Origin of the sequence: Candidatus Spongiihabitans sp. (assembly GCF_965247905.1) — a bacterium.
Taxonomy (GTDB): Bacteria; Pseudomonadota; Gammaproteobacteria; order Arenicellales; family Poriferihabitantaceae; genus Spongiihabitans.
On sequence record NZ_OZ252047.1, the window covers coordinates 1,452,085 to 1,465,884 of the forward strand.

A 13,800-nucleotide genomic window follows, 5' to 3' on the forward strand; every position below is an offset into this window, starting at 1 on the left:
CGTGACAAATATGATTTTTTTACTCGCCGGCCTCCAAAATTTCTTTTGCGCGCGCGCAATCCATAAAAATCTGGCGTTTTAATGCATCCGGCGACGCGAACTTTTTTTCATCGCGTATCTTTTCGACAAACTCCACGCAGATGCGATGTCCGTATATGCGCTCATTAAAATCGAACAGATGGACTTCCAACAGCGTTTTCATGCCGTCCACCGTCGGGCGCATGCCTAAGTTGGCGACGCCCTTAATGCGCGCGCGGCCATGATCATCGATTGCGCCGCGCACGGTTACCGCGAAAACGCCGGTCATGGGAATTTTACGGTTTAGCGCAATATTCGCGGTCGGGAAGCCCCATTCCCGCCCGCGCTTATCGCCATGTATGACCCGCCCCACCATTGCGAATTTTCTGCCCAACAGCGCCTCAACCTGGTCCAGGCGCCCGGCGCTGAGGGCTGCGCATATTCTGCTGCTGCTGACGCGGCTGGCGCCGACATTGATGGTTTCAAAACGCCCGACTTCAAATCCATGCTTGACCCCGGCCTGTTGCAAAATCCGGTAATCGCCCTTGCGCTCCTTGCCAAACTTGAAGTCATCGCCAATGGAAATATATTTTGCCCGCAACCGGTCTATCAAATACTTTTGCATAAAATCCTCAGCGCTGGTTTGGGCAAGCATCTTGTTAAACGGTATCGCCAGCATCAAACTTACCCCTTGATCGCGCAACGCAAAATACTGACTGCTGATGGTAGTCAATCGCGGCGGCGCGTCTTGCTTGCGAAAATATTCTTCAGGGCTGGGCGCAAACGTCATCACCACCGCGGGCAAGTTCATTTTTTCCCCGACCGCGACTAATTGCCTGAGTATTTTTTGATGGCCAATATGCACCGCATCAAATTTTCCGATGGTCAGCACGCAGCCGCAATCGGGTATTAACCTGGAATTTATTGAGCGCGCCAGTTTCATTGTCGCCGTTTCATTGTCGCCGTTTCATTATTGCCGCTTCATTATTGATTGGTATCTTTTGCCAACCACAAGTTTCGCGGCTTAATCCCCATTAAAAACAAGGATCCAAAATACACCGCCGCGCCCAATAATAAAAGCAGACTCAATTTTAACGCCCTGCTCCAAATTGAAATTTCCAGCCAGGCGCCGCCGTCGCCCATGAACCACCACAGCGCCGCCGCCATGATGCTCGAGCCCGACAATACTTTAAGCAAAAACATCGGCCACCCCGGCTCCGCCATTAACACTTTTTCCCGGCGCAATACAACATGCAGCATCGCCGCATTGCATATCGCGGAAATTGTGGTGGCCAACGCCAGCCCGACATGCTTCAGGGAGGTGATCAATAATAAGCAAAACACAATGTTTATGGCCATCGAAATCATGGCGATTCTAACCGGTGTTTTGGTGTTCTCGCGGGCGTAGAAACCAGGCGCGAGCACTTTCACCATGACGATGGCGGTCAAGCCAATCGAGTATGCGACCAGACTCGCCGCGGTCATATCGACGCCGTTAGCCGTGAAGTCGCCGTGATAGTAGATGGTGGCGACCATGGGTTTAGCCAGCACGATCAAGCCCGCGCTCGCGGGCACGCACACCAGGCATATCCAGCGCAAGCCCCAGTCCAGGGTTTTGGAAAAATCAATGGCGGCGCGCATGGCATGCTTGCGCGATAAGTCGGGCAAAAGCACGGTGCCCAAGGCGATGCCAAACACGCCGACCGGAAACTCCATTAGCCGGTCCGAATAATATAGCCAGGAAATGCTTCCGGTGACTAAATACGATGCCAGCACCATGTTCACGATCATATTTAATTGCGCCACGGAAACGCCGAATATTGCCGGCAGCGTTAATCGAAATACGCGCTTGACGCCCGCCACTCCGATTTCATCCCCGGCCCGCTTAATGATTCTTGGTTTTATAGTGAGCTTTTCCTTTTTCAAAAATGGCAATTGAAACAGCAGTTGAATCAGTCCCGCCGCGAGCACCCCAAAAGATAATGCAATGGGCGAATCGTTAACCATCGGCACTAAAACCAAAGCTGCGAAAATCAAGCAGATGTTCAATAAAATCGGGGTTGCGGCCGGCACCGCGAAGCGACCGCAAGTATTGAGCATGCCGCCTGCCATGGCCACAAAGGAGATAAAAAACACATAGGGAAAGGTGATGCGAGTGGCTTGCACCGCGAGATTAAACTTTTCCGGCTGGTCAACAAACCCGGCCGCCAACACGGCCACCAAGCCGTGCGCAAAAATCACTCCCAACGCCGAGACGACCAGCAGAATCAAGCCGAATCGCCCGATCAAAATTTGCAGGAATCTATTCGTGTCAGACTCGGTGTTATTCAGGCGATAGTCCGTGAAAACCGGCACAAAGGCGGCCGAAAATGCGCCTTCCCCAGAGATTCGGCGGAAAAAATTGGGGATGCGAAAGGCCACAAAAAATATATCCGCCGCGGCTTTGTCGCCGAGAATATTGGCGAATATCACATCGCGAATCAGGCCGGTCATCCGTGACACCAACGTCATGGCGCCAACAACCGACACAGACTTAATTAATTTGGACGACATTTTGCTTCGCGATTGCCAATAATATGCCTTGGTAATATACCTTGATAATATGCGGTGCCAGGTTGACTTTCAGGGTTGACTTTCAGGCTTGACTTATCAGACGAAATTGACCATAGTCCCGCGCCCGTTGTTTGACTCCATTAACCGACTCTAAAAATCCGAGGATAACCGTTGGCCAATACACCCCAGGCGCGAAAACGTGCCCGCCAAAATGCAAAGCGACGAATGCATAACATGAGCATTCGCTCGGCGTTGCGTTCCTCCATCAAAAAACTGCTGAAACTCATTGCGGAAAAAAACCAGGAGCAAGCCAACGCGGCATACCGCAACGCGGTGTCCAACATCGATCGCGCCGCAGCAAAAGGCCTGCACCACAAAACCCGCGCCGCGAGATTGAAAAGCCGTCTTAACCATCGGCTGAAATCCCTCAACGCATAGTTCGCATCGTTCGCATCGTTCATAATAATAGTGGCGATAGCGGCGCATCGGATTCATGCCGTAATGGCAATATTGTCGCGGTGAATTAATTCACTTTCGCCGCAATACCCCAACACCGCTTCAATTTTATCGCTGGATTTGCCAATGATTTTACTGGCTTCGTCCGCATTGTAATTGACCAGGCCGCGGGCGATTTCATTGCCAGCCTGGTCAACGCAAGTAACAATCTCTCCGCGTGTGAACGCGCCGTCCACCGCGGTAACGCCAATCGGCAACAGGCTGCGCCCGGATTCCTTCAATACGCTGACCGCGCCGTTGTCGAGCACCAGTTTTCCAGTGCCGCGCAACTGCCCTGCCAGCCATTGTTTTCTGGCGGCAATTCGACCGCTGCCCGGCGACAGCGTCGTGCCCAAAACCTCGCCGGCTCGTAAACGCAGCAATATATCCTGTTCCTTGCCCGAAGCGATTATGGTGGTCGCGCCGGACCCGGACGCCTTGCGCGCGGCCTTGATTTTGGTCAGCATACCGCCGCTTCCAGATACACCAGCGCAACCCGCCACCGCCAACAATTCAGGGTCATCCGCTTTTCCATATTGAATCAGATTTGCCGACGCAGAATTTCTGGGGTCGCGCTCGCACAGCCCAACCTGATCGGTAAGCAGCACCAGACATCCCGCCTCCACCAAATTCGTGGCCAATGCCGCCAACGTGTCATTGTCGCCGAAGCGTATTTCTTCGTTCACCACCGCATCATTTTCATTGACAATCGGCACCACGCCGAGATTCAACAACTCGCGCAGCGCGCTTCTTGCGTTCAGGTAGCGCTGCCGATTCGCCAGATCAGCATGGGTAAGCAGAATCTGCGCGGTCAAAATTTGGTGTTGATCGAAAGCCGCCTGATAACTTTGCATCAACCCCATCTGGCCGACCGCCGCGGCGGTTTGCAGTTTATGCACTGCGCTGGGACGATGCTGCCAGCCCAGGCGGCGCATGCCCTCGCTAATGGAACCGGACGAGACCAGCACCACATCCAAGCCTTGATCTTTCAGTTCGGCGATTTGCCCGACCCATGAATCAATGGCGGATTGATTAAGACCGGATTGGGCATCGGTCAGCAGCGACGTGCCAATTTTGACCACCCACCGGGTTGATTCGGTTAGCGCCTTGCGCGAGGTCATTGTTGCAGCACCTGATCCCATACGCGGTCTAAATCCTGAGCGCCTGATTCGCGATTCTCCAACTCGGCTTTAATGGCTTCATCAATCCGCAGCAACCGATTCATTACATCGTTAGTCAGCTTATCGCAGCCTGCTCCGGTCAGCGCCGAGATACGATAAACCTGCCCGCGATACGATAACTTTTCCTTCAATTCGGATTCAATTTCCAGCGCCATTTCCTGACTGACCGTATCAATCTTGTTGAGTACCAGCCAGCGTTCCTTGTCTGCCAGCGATGGCTCGAAATGGCTCAATTCTCGTTCAATCTCTCTGACTCCTTGCTCAAGATCTTTGTGGTCGATGGGCGCGATATCGACCAAATGCAGCAATATTCTGGTGCGCTTCAAGTGCTTTAAAAACTGGATGCCTAACCCGGTTCCCTGAGCCGCGCCTTCAATCAAGCCTGGGATGTCGGCAATCACAAAACTGCTGGAATGGCCGATATCCACCACGCCTAATTGCGGATGCAAAGTGGTAAACGGATAATCCGCGATCTTGGGCCGGGCATGGGAAACCGCGCTTAACAAAGTTGACTTTCCGGCATTGGGCAAGCCCAACAAACCCACATCCGCCAGCACCTTTAATTCCAGTTTCATTAACCGTTCATCTCCCATTTTTCCCGGAGTAGTGCGGCGCGGCGCGCGGTTGGTGCTGGATTTGAAATTCGCGTTGCCCAGCCCGCGCCGGCCGCCTTCGGCAACCAGCAAACGCTCTCCTGCTTTAGTCACATCGCCGATTATTTCATTGGTTTGCGCATCGCTGACAATGGTTCCCAGAGGCACTGCGATCAGCAAATCATCACCCTTCTTTCCAAATCGGTCTTTGCCCGCGCCGCCCGCGCCGTTTTTCGCGCGATACTGTCGAATAAACCTGAAATCCGCCAACGTGTTCAATCCACTTTTGGCAACCAGGTAAATGCTGCCGCCATTGCCGCCGTCTCCGCCATCAGGTCCGCCATTTGGACGAAATTTTTCACGCAGGAAACTCAGGCAGCCGTTGCCGCCCTTGCCGGCGATGACCCGGATTGTCGCTTCGTCAACGAATTTCATTATTATATTTTAAAAAAGGTTCAAGATACTATAAGGTATAGTGAAATGGTCATAACTAATTGTTCTATAAATGAAAAACAAGCATGTCATTCGTTGCCGAATTTCGAGGAATAAATTCAGGGCGATTCCACGGCTGTTTTGCCTTGATATCAAGGCTTGCAAAGTCGCTCAAATCACTGGCATCTCTGGCCCAACGACCAGCCGATTGTATACTCAAATCAGACAACACATCGCCGGGCAATGACAAATGATAGGCAATGGTGAATTGAGAGGACAAAGGCGCGTTGAGACGCCAAAGCACACGAGAGAAAATGTCCGGCTACGCATCCTCCCTGCCGTCATTCTCGCCGTAGGCGGGAATCCAGACGCGGCGAAGCCGCGATAATAAGGAGTCCGGCTACGCCGAACGGTTTAATAACTGGATTGCCCGGCCAATAATAATAATATGGGCCGGGCAATGACGGATTTTAGGTAATAGAGCGCGTTCTTAGTGTCACGCTTTGCGTGACAATTATTTACCATTGTCTTCTCAAAAGGACACATCGCCTTCCGATTCACCATTGCCCCCCCCCAGCCCGTCATTCTCGCCGAAGGCGGGAATCCAGTTAAAATATGTCGTCCGGCGTAGCCGGACCCCTTTGAAAGAGTGTGAGTTTCGCTTCAATATGCGCCACGAAAATGGGTGTCAATATCTGCTAAAATCTATCCGAAATCGACCGCTTAAAGTATCTTGAACCTTAAACAATGTTTAACTATAAACTTTTGTCATCATAGCCGCTGCTCGATTCTGCTTTGTGCTTGATTCTACATCCTGCTTCCGTGGAGTCGTGAGCATAACCGAAAAGGCTTGCGGAAATGTCGCGGCGCAAAATCTGCCCGACCATCCAGTCCATCGCCGCTCCTGCGCCTCCATGCGCCCGCGCCATACGACCGCCACGGATGGCGGAAGTGTCGATACCGTACGGAACGAGTATCGACCAAGCCATCCATAGCCATAAAAAAACCCCGCTTTGGTGACAAAGCGGGGTTTTTGTGTTTCATTATTCCCCAAATCTTAACTCAGACGATACTGATTGTCCTGCGCTTTTTAGGACCTTTAGTTTCAAACAATACCCGGCCCGGCGCGGTTGCGAACAAGGTGAAGTCTTTTCCAAGGCGGGTGTTTTTTCCTGGATGAAACGAACTGCCGCGTTGTCTTACAATAATATTTCCGGCAAGAACGTGTTGGCCACCGAACTTCTTAACGCCAAGCCGTTTGGATGCGGAATCGCGGCCGTTTCTGGAACTACCGCCTGCTTTTTTGTGTGCCATGAGGCGCCTCTATCATGTTCTGGTTTAGTATCGGATAAACAACGGGCTATGCGGCATCGATGTTCTCGGCAACGGTCTCGCCGGCAATCGTCTTCTTTTCAGCAGTTGATGCGCGAGCAGGCCCAGCACCGCCTGCGCCACCAATACCGGTAATTTCGATCTCTGTGAATGATTGGCGATGTCCTTGCGTACGACGATAGTTTTTACGTCGTTTCATTTTGAACACCTTGATTTTGCCGGCTCTGTCATGGGCTACCACGGTCGCGGTGACCGGGTTTTCCAGCGCTGTCGATCCAACGGTGACTTGGTCGCCGTCCGCGACCATCAACACGCGCTCCAGATTGACCGAATCACCCTCCGCAACGGCTAATTTTTCCACCTTTAACTTATCGCCAACAGCAACTTTGTATTGTTTGCCGCCGGTTTTGATGACTGCATACATGTTATTCACTCTTCACTTACGGGCTTCAATTGTTTATTCTATTCGTCGCCGGATCAAATTTAGTCAATGACTTAAACCTGACTCGATTATCCCTTCATGATGTCCCCCTGTCCACTCGCTGGCGGCAGAGAATCTGTACGCGGAAATCACCGGATTTTCAAGGATGCCGGATTGTAGCCGTCTAAAGCCTGGTCGTCAAATACATGTCCAAGGTCCACCACATAATTAGACAAAATCAGGTGGCCGGAAGTGAGGCTTCAGCCTCGCCAAGCCATTGCAGATTGCGGGACAGCGGTCATATGATTGGATACGCAGGCTTTATTTTTCGGACTTATATAGGAAAGTTGGCAAAAGTTAAGAAATTAAAACCTTGACTTTTAACGAATTATGCGCGAATGAATATAAACAGTTATCTTAAAATCATAAGTTCCAGCGTATACATTAATTTTGGTTCAAGATACTTTAAGCGGTGATTTCGGATAGATTTTAGCAGATATTGACACCTATTTTCGTGGCGCATATTGAAGCGAGACTCACACTCTTTCAAAGGGGTCCGGCTACGCCGGAGACATATTTTAACTGGATTCCCGCCTGCGGCGAGAATGACGGGCTGGGGGGACAATGGTGAATCGGAAGGCAATAAGTCCTTTTGAGAGGGCAATGGTAAATAATTGTCACGCAAAGCGTGACACTAAAACGTGCTCTGGCGTAGCCGGACATTTTCTCTCCTGTGCTTTGGCGTCTCAATTCGTCTTTGTCCTCTCAATTCACCATTGCCTATCATTTGTCATTGCCCGGCCCATATTATTATTGGCCGGGCAATCCAGTGGAATATGCCGTCCGGCGTAGCCGGACTCATTTGCTTTGATGCCGCACCGTTCGATGCGAGAATGACGGCAAGGGTGTCATTGTCCAATTCGCCCTCAACACGTCATTGCGCGCCGCATTTTCGTTGTCAGGCAAGGCGCGCGAGGAGCGAGGGAGTGAGCAATACATTAAGTATGTAATCGACCGAGCGACGATGCGCAACACTATACGGCGTAATAAACCATGGCGACGAAAAGGCAAGCGCAATGACGGCAAGGCGATGGTGCTTGTTGCTTACCGCTAATGTATGAGCGCGTCCCGGCGGCTTCGCCGCCGAAATAATGAGTTCGGCTACGCCGAACGATTTAATAACTGGATTGCCCGGCCAATGATAATATGGGCCGGGCAATGACGGGTTGGGGAGACAATGGTGAATCGGAAGGCAATGGGTCTTTTTGAGAAGCCAATGGTAAATGAGTGTCACGCAAAGCGTGACACTAAAACGTGCTCCAGCGTAACCGTGGCCCGGTGTGATTACCGGGCCACGGGCACAAGAGGAAACAAAAACCTACTTAAAACCCTCTTATTCCGTAGCCAATATGCTGGATTCGCATGGCATCTCCTCTTGGGTTGAGGTGTGCCATATGTATCTGAGCCTATGCAGGTTTTAGTGCTTTATGTTTTGCCAACTTTCCTATATAAGTCCGTTATTTTTATCCTCTTATTCGTCTCATTTGTGTCTGAGCCCGGACAATACAATGGGCTAAGCGTCATGCACTAGTATTTGCATGAGAAAGGCGAGGTTCCGCCAAAAGACCGATCACTATACGTGTTGAAGCTAACCGCTGATTCAGGGCATGATGCGGGCGGTTTATCTTTCGGGGAATGCAAACCATCTGCAATCTCGGCTAAAATCGCCAGTTCAAAACAGACACAAGAATTCATGTCCGATCTTAACTCCGATCTCAACTCCAATCCCAACTTGCAACGGGATGCCGAAAACCCCGATGCATCGACAAAATTACCGGCAAAATCGTTGCTGGACTCAGCCATATCGTTGGTTGGCGACGATCTGGATGCGGTCAACAATACCATTCAGTGGCGCCTTCAATCCGACATTGCGCTGATCAATACCCTTGGGGCATATATTGTAAAAAGCGGTGGTAAAAGGCTGCGTCCGTTGATTTTATTGCTGTGCGCTCGTTGCTGTGGGTACCCGGGCAAAGATCATGTCTTGCTCGCCGCCGTGATTGAGTTTATTCATACCGCGACCTTGCTGCACGACGACGTGGTCGATGCCTCGGCCACCCGAAGAGGGCAGCCCACTGTCAATGACGTATGGGGCAATGAGGCCAGCGTCCTGGTTGGGGATTTTTTGTATTCCCGCGCTTTTGAGATGATGGTTGAAACCCGGAATATGGCGGTCATGCGCATCTTGGCCAACACCACGAATGCGATTGCCGAAGGCGAAGTCCTGCAACTGCTCAACGCCCATTCCCCGGACACATCGGAACAGCAGTATATGGACACTATTCATCGCAAAACCGCGAAATTATTCGAGTCCGCAGCTTGGCTAGGCGGCATTATCGCGGGTGAGCGCACCGAAATATGCAACGCCATGGCAAGTTACGGCATGCATCTTGGCACCGCTTTTCAGTTGGTGGATGACATTTTGGATTACAGTGCCGATAGCGCCGACCTCGGCAAGGATATTGGCGACGACCTGGCCGAGGGCAAACCGACATTGCCCTTGATTTACGCCCTGGAACACGGCAACACCCAACAAAAAGCGATCATTGCCCAGTCTATCGAAAACGGCAAACGCGAGAAAATCGCCGAGATTCTGGACATTGTGCAATCGACCGGCGCGCTGGATTACGCCCGGGCCCAGGCAAACGACCAGGTTGAATTGGCAGTCGCCGCGCTTGCGCCTCTAAACGACAATGAATATAAGGATGCGCTGGCGCAACTGGCCGAATTTTCGGTGATTCGAGGATACTGAATCACGCTTTGGCGGAACCGTGGCGGCGGAATTTCCGGTGCTTACCATTGCCCGGCCCGCCTATGCCCAAACATCGGTGCTCAGATAACGTTCGCCGGTATCCGCCAAAATCGCCAGAATGGATTCCCCGTTATAGTCGCCGTTCGCTGCCAGATTGATCATGCCGGCCACCGCGGCGCCGCAGGATATGCCGCAGAAAATCCCTTCTTCACGCGCCAGTGCGGTGGTCGTGGAATACGCTTCCTCGGTGGTGATCGGGATGATCTCCTCATAGGCGTTGGTGTCGAGAATATCAGGAATAAATCCTGGCGCGGTGCCCATGATCTTGTGCTTGCAGGCAATGCCCTGGCTCAAAATCGGGGAATCCGCAGGCTCGGTGGCAATGATCTTGAGGCGCGGATGCCGGACCTTAAGATATTTCGACAGCCCGGAGATGGTGCCGCCGGTGCCAGTGGTGCAGACAATCGCCGATAACGCGCTGCCGAAATCATCCCAAATTTCATCCGCGGTTTTTTTGTGCGACTTGGTGTTAGAGGGATTGTAATGCTGGCCAACGAAAAAATAGCCATGTTGCGCGGCTAACCGTTTGGCTTCATCAATCGCGCCTATCGTCCCTTGCTCCGCTGGCGTGAGTACAACTTCTCCTCCGTAAGCCTTTAATATCAGTTTGCGCTCCTCGCTCATGTCTTCCGCCATGACAAATACTGAGCGATAGCCCTTGACCGCCGCGACCATGGCCAGGCCAATTCCGGTGTTGCCGGACGTGGGCTCGATAATGACATCGCCGCGTTTCAACTTGCCCGCGACTTCGGCATCTTCAATCATTTGCAACGCAGGTCGGTCTTTCACCGAGCCGCCTGGATTAAAACTTTCCAGCTTCACCCATAACTCCGCCGCGCTGTCCACACCCAGGCTGTCCACGCCCAGGCGGTTTAATTTGACCACTGGGGTATGGCCGATTGTTTCAAGAATATTTTGGTATTTAATAATGGATGCCCGCAAGACCTGAAAAAAACAAGATTATCATACCCGCTCATGAATAGGTTGAATCCTGCCTAAACAGTCCTGCACAGCCCGGCACAGACCTGGCGATAACACGCCTCGCATCCAGTCAGGACTGGAGCGAATTGGCTACGCCTGGTTAAGGTATCAGTTCGAAATCGGCCTGCCTAACGAACAACAAATACCGAACAGGATGCATGACGCACCACACGGGCAGCGTTAGTGCCGAGTAAAAAATCAGTGGCCTGCGGCTTGTTGGCGCCGATGATAATCAGGTCCACGCCGGTTTTTTCTGCATGCGCCAGTATTTCGCGATAAACATCACCGAAACGGGCCGAACTGGTCACTTCGCCCCGAACCAGATCGACGCTTGCCGACAGAGCAGCCAGATCCTGCTCGGTTCTTTCCATCGCCATCCGCTCATAACTCTGCGGCAGGTGCTGTGAGACTATGACTGGCGCCGCGCTGATGATGCTTAACACATGCAACTCGGCGGAACGGCTGTTGGCGATATCCGCGGCAATGCGCAGGATTTTATCGGCATCGCCGCTGTGGTCGATATCAATGGCGGCCAGTATCTGTTTGAACATGGTTCTGCCTCTGCCTCTGGTTCTGTTGCCGCCCCTGTTTCCGCTATGACTGCTCGCCATCGGCGCGCACGAGTTCGGTGGATCGGCCGCGGGCTCGGAACTGCACCAGTACAACGGGGGCGGCAAACACCAGGGCCGCCACATCGCTCTCCCAGCTCGGCGCCACCATCATCAACCCGGCGAAACCCATGAGGAAACGCCAACCAGCGTTCAACGGGGCGACAAAGTACCCGGAGACGGCGGTGGCGATGGCGAAGATGCCGATGGCGCAGGTCAGCGATACTTGAATAAACGACATCCAGGTGAAGTACTCCGGGATGACAATGAGCATGGTCGGCGCATAGACGAACACCATCGGCACCATCAGTTTGCCAATGCCGAGGCTGAACGCCGAGACCCCGGTGCGGAACGGGTTGGCGCCGGCGATGCCGGCGGCGGCGTAGGCCGAGGCGCAGACCGGCGGCGTGATCTCGGAGATGACGCCGTAGTAAAGCACGAACATATGCGTCGCCAGCGCCGGTACGCCCAGTTGCGACAACGCTGGCTGGGCAACGGAAACCAGCATGATGTAGAGCGCCGTGGTCGGCAGGCCGGCGCCCATCAGGATGCAGGCGATGGCGATCAGGACCAGCGACAGGAACTGTTGGATGGAGGCTTGTGCAAACACCTCGAGCGGAATCCAGCCGATTACCGCGTATAAAACTTCGGCCATGTCGCGGGCGCTGGTGGTGACCATGAAGCCGAGGCGAAAGGCGATGCCGGTGGTGTTGATAACGCCAACCACGATGCCGACCGCGGCGCAGGCGGCACCGACCGCCAGCGCGTATTGAACGCCGACATGAAAACTGTCGAACAGCGCTCTCATGCCGTGGCGCTGGCCCTTGTGCATCAGGCTGAGGAACAGCAATCCGCCAAGAACGCCGCCCATAACCGGCGAGAAGGCGCCGTTCGACACCCGCCACAGAATGAACGCCAGCATGGCCGCTGGCAAGATCATGGTCATCGGTTTCTGGTACGACGAAAAGCCGACGATGATGCAGAAAGTCAACCCCATGAAGGCGGCCATGTTCGGCGAGTAACCGCTGAACAGCGTGATCAGAAGCGCAATCAGCGGCATGACCGTATACCAACCCTCGCGCCAGATCTTGAGGAATTTGGGCAGTTGGTCCTTGGGATAACCCTGGAGGCCAAGCCGTTTTGCGGTGAAATGCACGATCGACAGAACGCCGATGTAGTGCATCGATGCTGGCACAATTGCGGCGATGACGATGGTGGTGTACGGCACTTCCAGGAACTCGGCCATCAGGAACGAAGCCGCGCCCATGATCGGCGGCGTGATCTGGCCGCCAGCACTGGACGCGGCTTCGACGCCGCCGGCGAAGTGACCGGGATAGCCGAGGCGCTTCATGTTGGGAATGGTCAGCGAGCCGGTGGAGACTGTGTTGGCGATCGACGAGCCGGAAATGGTGCCGAAAAACGCCGACGAAACCACGCTCACCTTGGCCGGGCCGCCGGTGTACTTGCCGGCCACGACCATGGCGTTGTCGATGAAGAACTGGCCCAGTCCCATGCGCTGGGCGACCACGCCGAACAGCACGAAATGGAACACCACGGTCGATACGACCCACAGCGTCACCCCGAAGATGCCCTCGGCCGGGAAGTACATATTATTGATGAACTGCCGCCAGTCGACGCCCGGATGCTTGAGCACCTGGAGCGGCATATACGGACCGAGCAAGGCATAGGCGATAAACACCAGGATGATTATCGGCAGGATGATGCCCAGCGAGCGGCGCGTGATCTCGAGCACCAGAATAATGAGCGCCGTGCCGAAGATAAGATCCAGCCAATGCGGATCGCCTTGGCGCAATGCCTGCTCCGACACATCCAGGCCGAAAGCGGTCAGCCCGGTCCACGAGAGCGTCAGGAAAAGCGCGGCCATGATGCCGACGGCGGCGAATACCCAGTCGTAAATGGGCACGTTGCCCCAGCGCCACCAGTTGTTTTTCCGGTATTCGAGCGCGCTCTGGGTGCGAAACAGCGGCATTCCGGCAAAGATCAGGATGAACAGGCCGCTGAGGTGAATCCCCATATGCGTGTGGTCAACCGGCGTGCCAAAGCCGGCGGTATACATATGATAAAAGGCGAAAGCGATGGCGACATAATATAGCGCCCGCGCAAGTCCCGCGCCGTTGTCGCGGGTGATCAGGGAAGTATCGTATTGTTTCTCAAGCGCCTCGGCCGCTTCGATATCGAGTTTGCCGGTTGGTTGCTCAGTCATCGCATATTCTGCCGTTGTTCGGTCCCAGCTGCTCGCGCCCCTCCCGCCGGAAAAGACCCTGCGCCGATTGTGGAACAGGGCCGCAAGCAG

Annotated in this window: 15 protein-coding genes and 1 pseudogene; 5 read left to right on the forward strand and 11 right to left on the reverse strand. The window is 53.6% G+C overall.

The features are described from left to right. Window positions 1-19 precede the first annotated feature (19 nt). Both ribF and murJ read right to left on the reverse strand, forming a co-directional pair. Complete coding sequence (ribF, locus tag ACP158_RS07515) at window positions 20-961, reverse strand: bifunctional riboflavin kinase/FAD synthetase (protein ID WP_424948315.1); 942 nt, start codon at window positions 959-961, stop codon at window positions 20-22. Between the two features lie 41 nt (window positions 962-1,002). Then, window positions 1,003-2,571, reverse strand: coding sequence for a murein biosynthesis integral membrane protein MurJ (gene murJ, locus ACP158_RS07520; protein ID WP_424948316.1), 1,569 nt, complete (start codon window positions 2,569-2,571; stop codon window positions 1,003-1,005). 171 nt (window positions 2,572-2,742) lie between these two features. Here murJ and rpsT point away from each other — a divergent pair, with 171 nt between their 5' ends. Next, window positions 2,743-3,009, forward strand: a complete 267-nt coding sequence (gene rpsT, locus ACP158_RS07525; protein ID WP_424948317.1) for a 30S ribosomal protein S20 — start codon at window positions 2,743-2,745, stop codon at window positions 3,007-3,009. A 53-nt stretch (window positions 3,010-3,062) separates the two neighbouring features. Here rpsT and proB read toward each other — a convergent pair whose 3' ends face one another. Together proB and cgtA are read right to left on the reverse strand one after the other, a co-directional pair. Beyond that, window positions 3,063-4,187 (reverse strand): glutamate 5-kinase, encoded by a 1,125-nt coding sequence (gene proB, locus ACP158_RS07530; RefSeq protein ID WP_424948318.1) that lies wholly within the window; start codon window positions 4,185-4,187, stop codon window positions 3,063-3,065. Then, window positions 4,184-5,275 (reverse strand): Obg family GTPase CgtA, encoded by a 1,092-nt coding sequence (gene cgtA, locus ACP158_RS07535; protein ID WP_424948319.1) that lies wholly within the window; start codon window positions 5,273-5,275, stop codon window positions 4,184-4,186. The genes proB and cgtA overlap by 4 nt, the downstream gene beginning before the upstream one ends. A 70-nt stretch (window positions 5,276-5,345) precedes the next feature. Here cgtA and ACP158_RS07540 point away from each other — a divergent pair, with 70 nt between their 5' ends. Continuing rightward, complete coding sequence (locus tag ACP158_RS07540; protein WP_424948320.1) at window positions 5,346-5,519, forward strand: hypothetical protein; 174 nt, start codon at window positions 5,346-5,348, stop codon at window positions 5,517-5,519. A gap of 508 nt (window positions 5,520-6,027) precedes the next feature. On the opposite strand, the gene ACP158_RS07545 is transcribed toward ACP158_RS07540, so the two are convergent. From ACP158_RS07545 to rplU, 3 genes and pseudogenes are all read right to left on the reverse strand, one after another. After that, window positions 6,028-6,261 carry a hypothetical protein gene (locus tag ACP158_RS07545; protein WP_424948321.1) on the reverse strand — a complete coding sequence of 78 codons (234 nt, stop codon included), beginning with the start codon at window positions 6,259-6,261 and terminating at the stop codon, window positions 6,028-6,030. Window positions 6,262-6,334: 73 nt separating this feature from the next. Then, on the reverse strand, window positions 6,335-6,586 hold the full coding sequence (gene rpmA / locus ACP158_RS07550) for a 50S ribosomal protein L27 (protein WP_424948322.1): 252 nt from the start codon (window positions 6,584-6,586) through the stop codon (window positions 6,335-6,337). A 142-nt stretch (window positions 6,587-6,728) separates the two neighbouring features. Beyond that, window positions 6,729-7,028 (reverse strand): annotated as a pseudogene (gene rplU / locus ACP158_RS07555) (50S ribosomal protein L21); the annotation flags it as partial. Between the two features lie 496 nt (window positions 7,029-7,524). Between rplU and ACP158_RS07560 the strand changes: the two are divergent. Further along, the gene (locus ACP158_RS07560; RefSeq protein WP_424948323.1) at window positions 7,525-7,656 is read left to right on the forward strand and encodes a hypothetical protein; all 132 of its coding nucleotides are present in this window, start codon (window positions 7,525-7,527) and stop codon (window positions 7,654-7,656) included. Window positions 7,657-7,688: 32 nt separating this feature from the next. Further along, window positions 7,689-7,877, forward strand: coding sequence for a hypothetical protein (locus tag ACP158_RS07565; protein ID WP_424948324.1), 189 nt, complete (start codon window positions 7,689-7,691; stop codon window positions 7,875-7,877). 106 nt (window positions 7,878-7,983) lie between these two features. On the opposite strand, the gene ACP158_RS07570 is transcribed toward ACP158_RS07565, so the two are convergent. Next, window positions 7,984-8,244, reverse strand: a complete 261-nt coding sequence (locus tag ACP158_RS07570) for a hypothetical protein (RefSeq protein ID WP_424948325.1) — start codon at window positions 8,242-8,244, stop codon at window positions 7,984-7,986. Between the two features lie 534 nt (window positions 8,245-8,778). Here ACP158_RS07570 and ACP158_RS07575 point away from each other — a divergent pair. Next, the gene (locus tag ACP158_RS07575) at window positions 8,779-9,837 is read left to right on the forward strand and encodes a polyprenyl synthetase family protein (RefSeq protein ID WP_424948326.1); all 1,059 of its coding nucleotides are present in this window, start codon (window positions 8,779-8,781) and stop codon (window positions 9,835-9,837) included. Window positions 9,838-9,897: 60 nt separating this feature from the next. Here the strand turns inward: ACP158_RS07575 and cysK are convergent, their stop codons facing one another. From cysK to ACP158_RS07590, 3 genes are all read right to left on the reverse strand, one after another. Beyond that, on the reverse strand, window positions 9,898-10,782 hold the full coding sequence (gene cysK / locus ACP158_RS07580) for a cysteine synthase A (RefSeq protein ID WP_424948327.1): 885 nt from the start codon (window positions 10,780-10,782) through the stop codon (window positions 9,898-9,900). 224 nt (window positions 10,783-11,006) lie between these two features. Then, window positions 11,007-11,429, reverse strand: a complete 423-nt coding sequence (locus ACP158_RS07585; RefSeq protein ID WP_424948328.1) for a universal stress protein — start codon at window positions 11,427-11,429, stop codon at window positions 11,007-11,009. A gap of 43 nt (window positions 11,430-11,472) precedes the next feature. Continuing rightward, a complete protein-coding gene (locus ACP158_RS07590) occupies window positions 11,473-13,710 on the reverse strand; it encodes a TRAP transporter permease (RefSeq protein WP_424948329.1) in 2,238 nt (745 codons plus the stop codon). Window positions 13,711-13,800 lie beyond the last annotated feature (90 nt).

Excerpts from the sequence above, each read along its gene's own strand:
- ribF (WP_424948315.1), bottom strand. The coding sequence starts at position 961 with ATGAAACTGGCGCGCTCAATAAATTCCAGGTTAATACCCGATTGCGGC.
- murJ (WP_424948316.1), bottom strand. The coding sequence starts at position 2,571 with ATGTCGTCCAAATTAATTAAGTCTGTGTCGGTTGTTGGCGCCATGACG.
- proB (WP_424948318.1), bottom strand. The coding sequence starts at position 4,187 with ATGACCTCGCGCAAGGCGCTAACCGAATCAACCCGGTGGGTGGTCAAA.
- cgtA (WP_424948319.1), bottom strand. The coding sequence starts at position 5,275 with ATGAAATTCGTTGACGAAGCGACAATCCGGGTCATCGCCGGCAAGGGC.
- ACP158_RS07540 (WP_424948320.1), top strand. The coding sequence starts at position 5,346 with ATGAAAAACAAGCATGTCATTCGTTGCCGAATTTCGAGGAATAAATTC.
- ACP158_RS07545 (WP_424948321.1), bottom strand. The coding sequence starts at position 6,261 with ATGGCTTGGTCGATACTCGTTCCGTACGGTATCGACACTTCCGCCATC.
- rpmA (WP_424948322.1), bottom strand. The coding sequence starts at position 6,586 with ATGGCACACAAAAAAGCAGGCGGTAGTTCCAGAAACGGCCGCGATTCC.
- ACP158_RS07565 (WP_424948324.1), top strand. The coding sequence starts at position 7,689 with ATGGTAAATAATTGTCACGCAAAGCGTGACACTAAAACGTGCTCTGGC.
- ACP158_RS07575 (WP_424948326.1), top strand. The coding sequence starts at position 8,779 with ATGTCCGATCTTAACTCCGATCTCAACTCCAATCCCAACTTGCAACGG.
- ACP158_RS07585 (WP_424948328.1), bottom strand. The coding sequence starts at position 11,429 with ATGTTCAAACAGATACTGGCCGCCATTGATATCGACCACAGCGGCGAT.
- ACP158_RS07590 (WP_424948329.1), bottom strand. The coding sequence starts at position 13,710 with ATGACTGAGCAACCAACCGGCAAACTCGATATCGAAGCGGCCGAGGCG.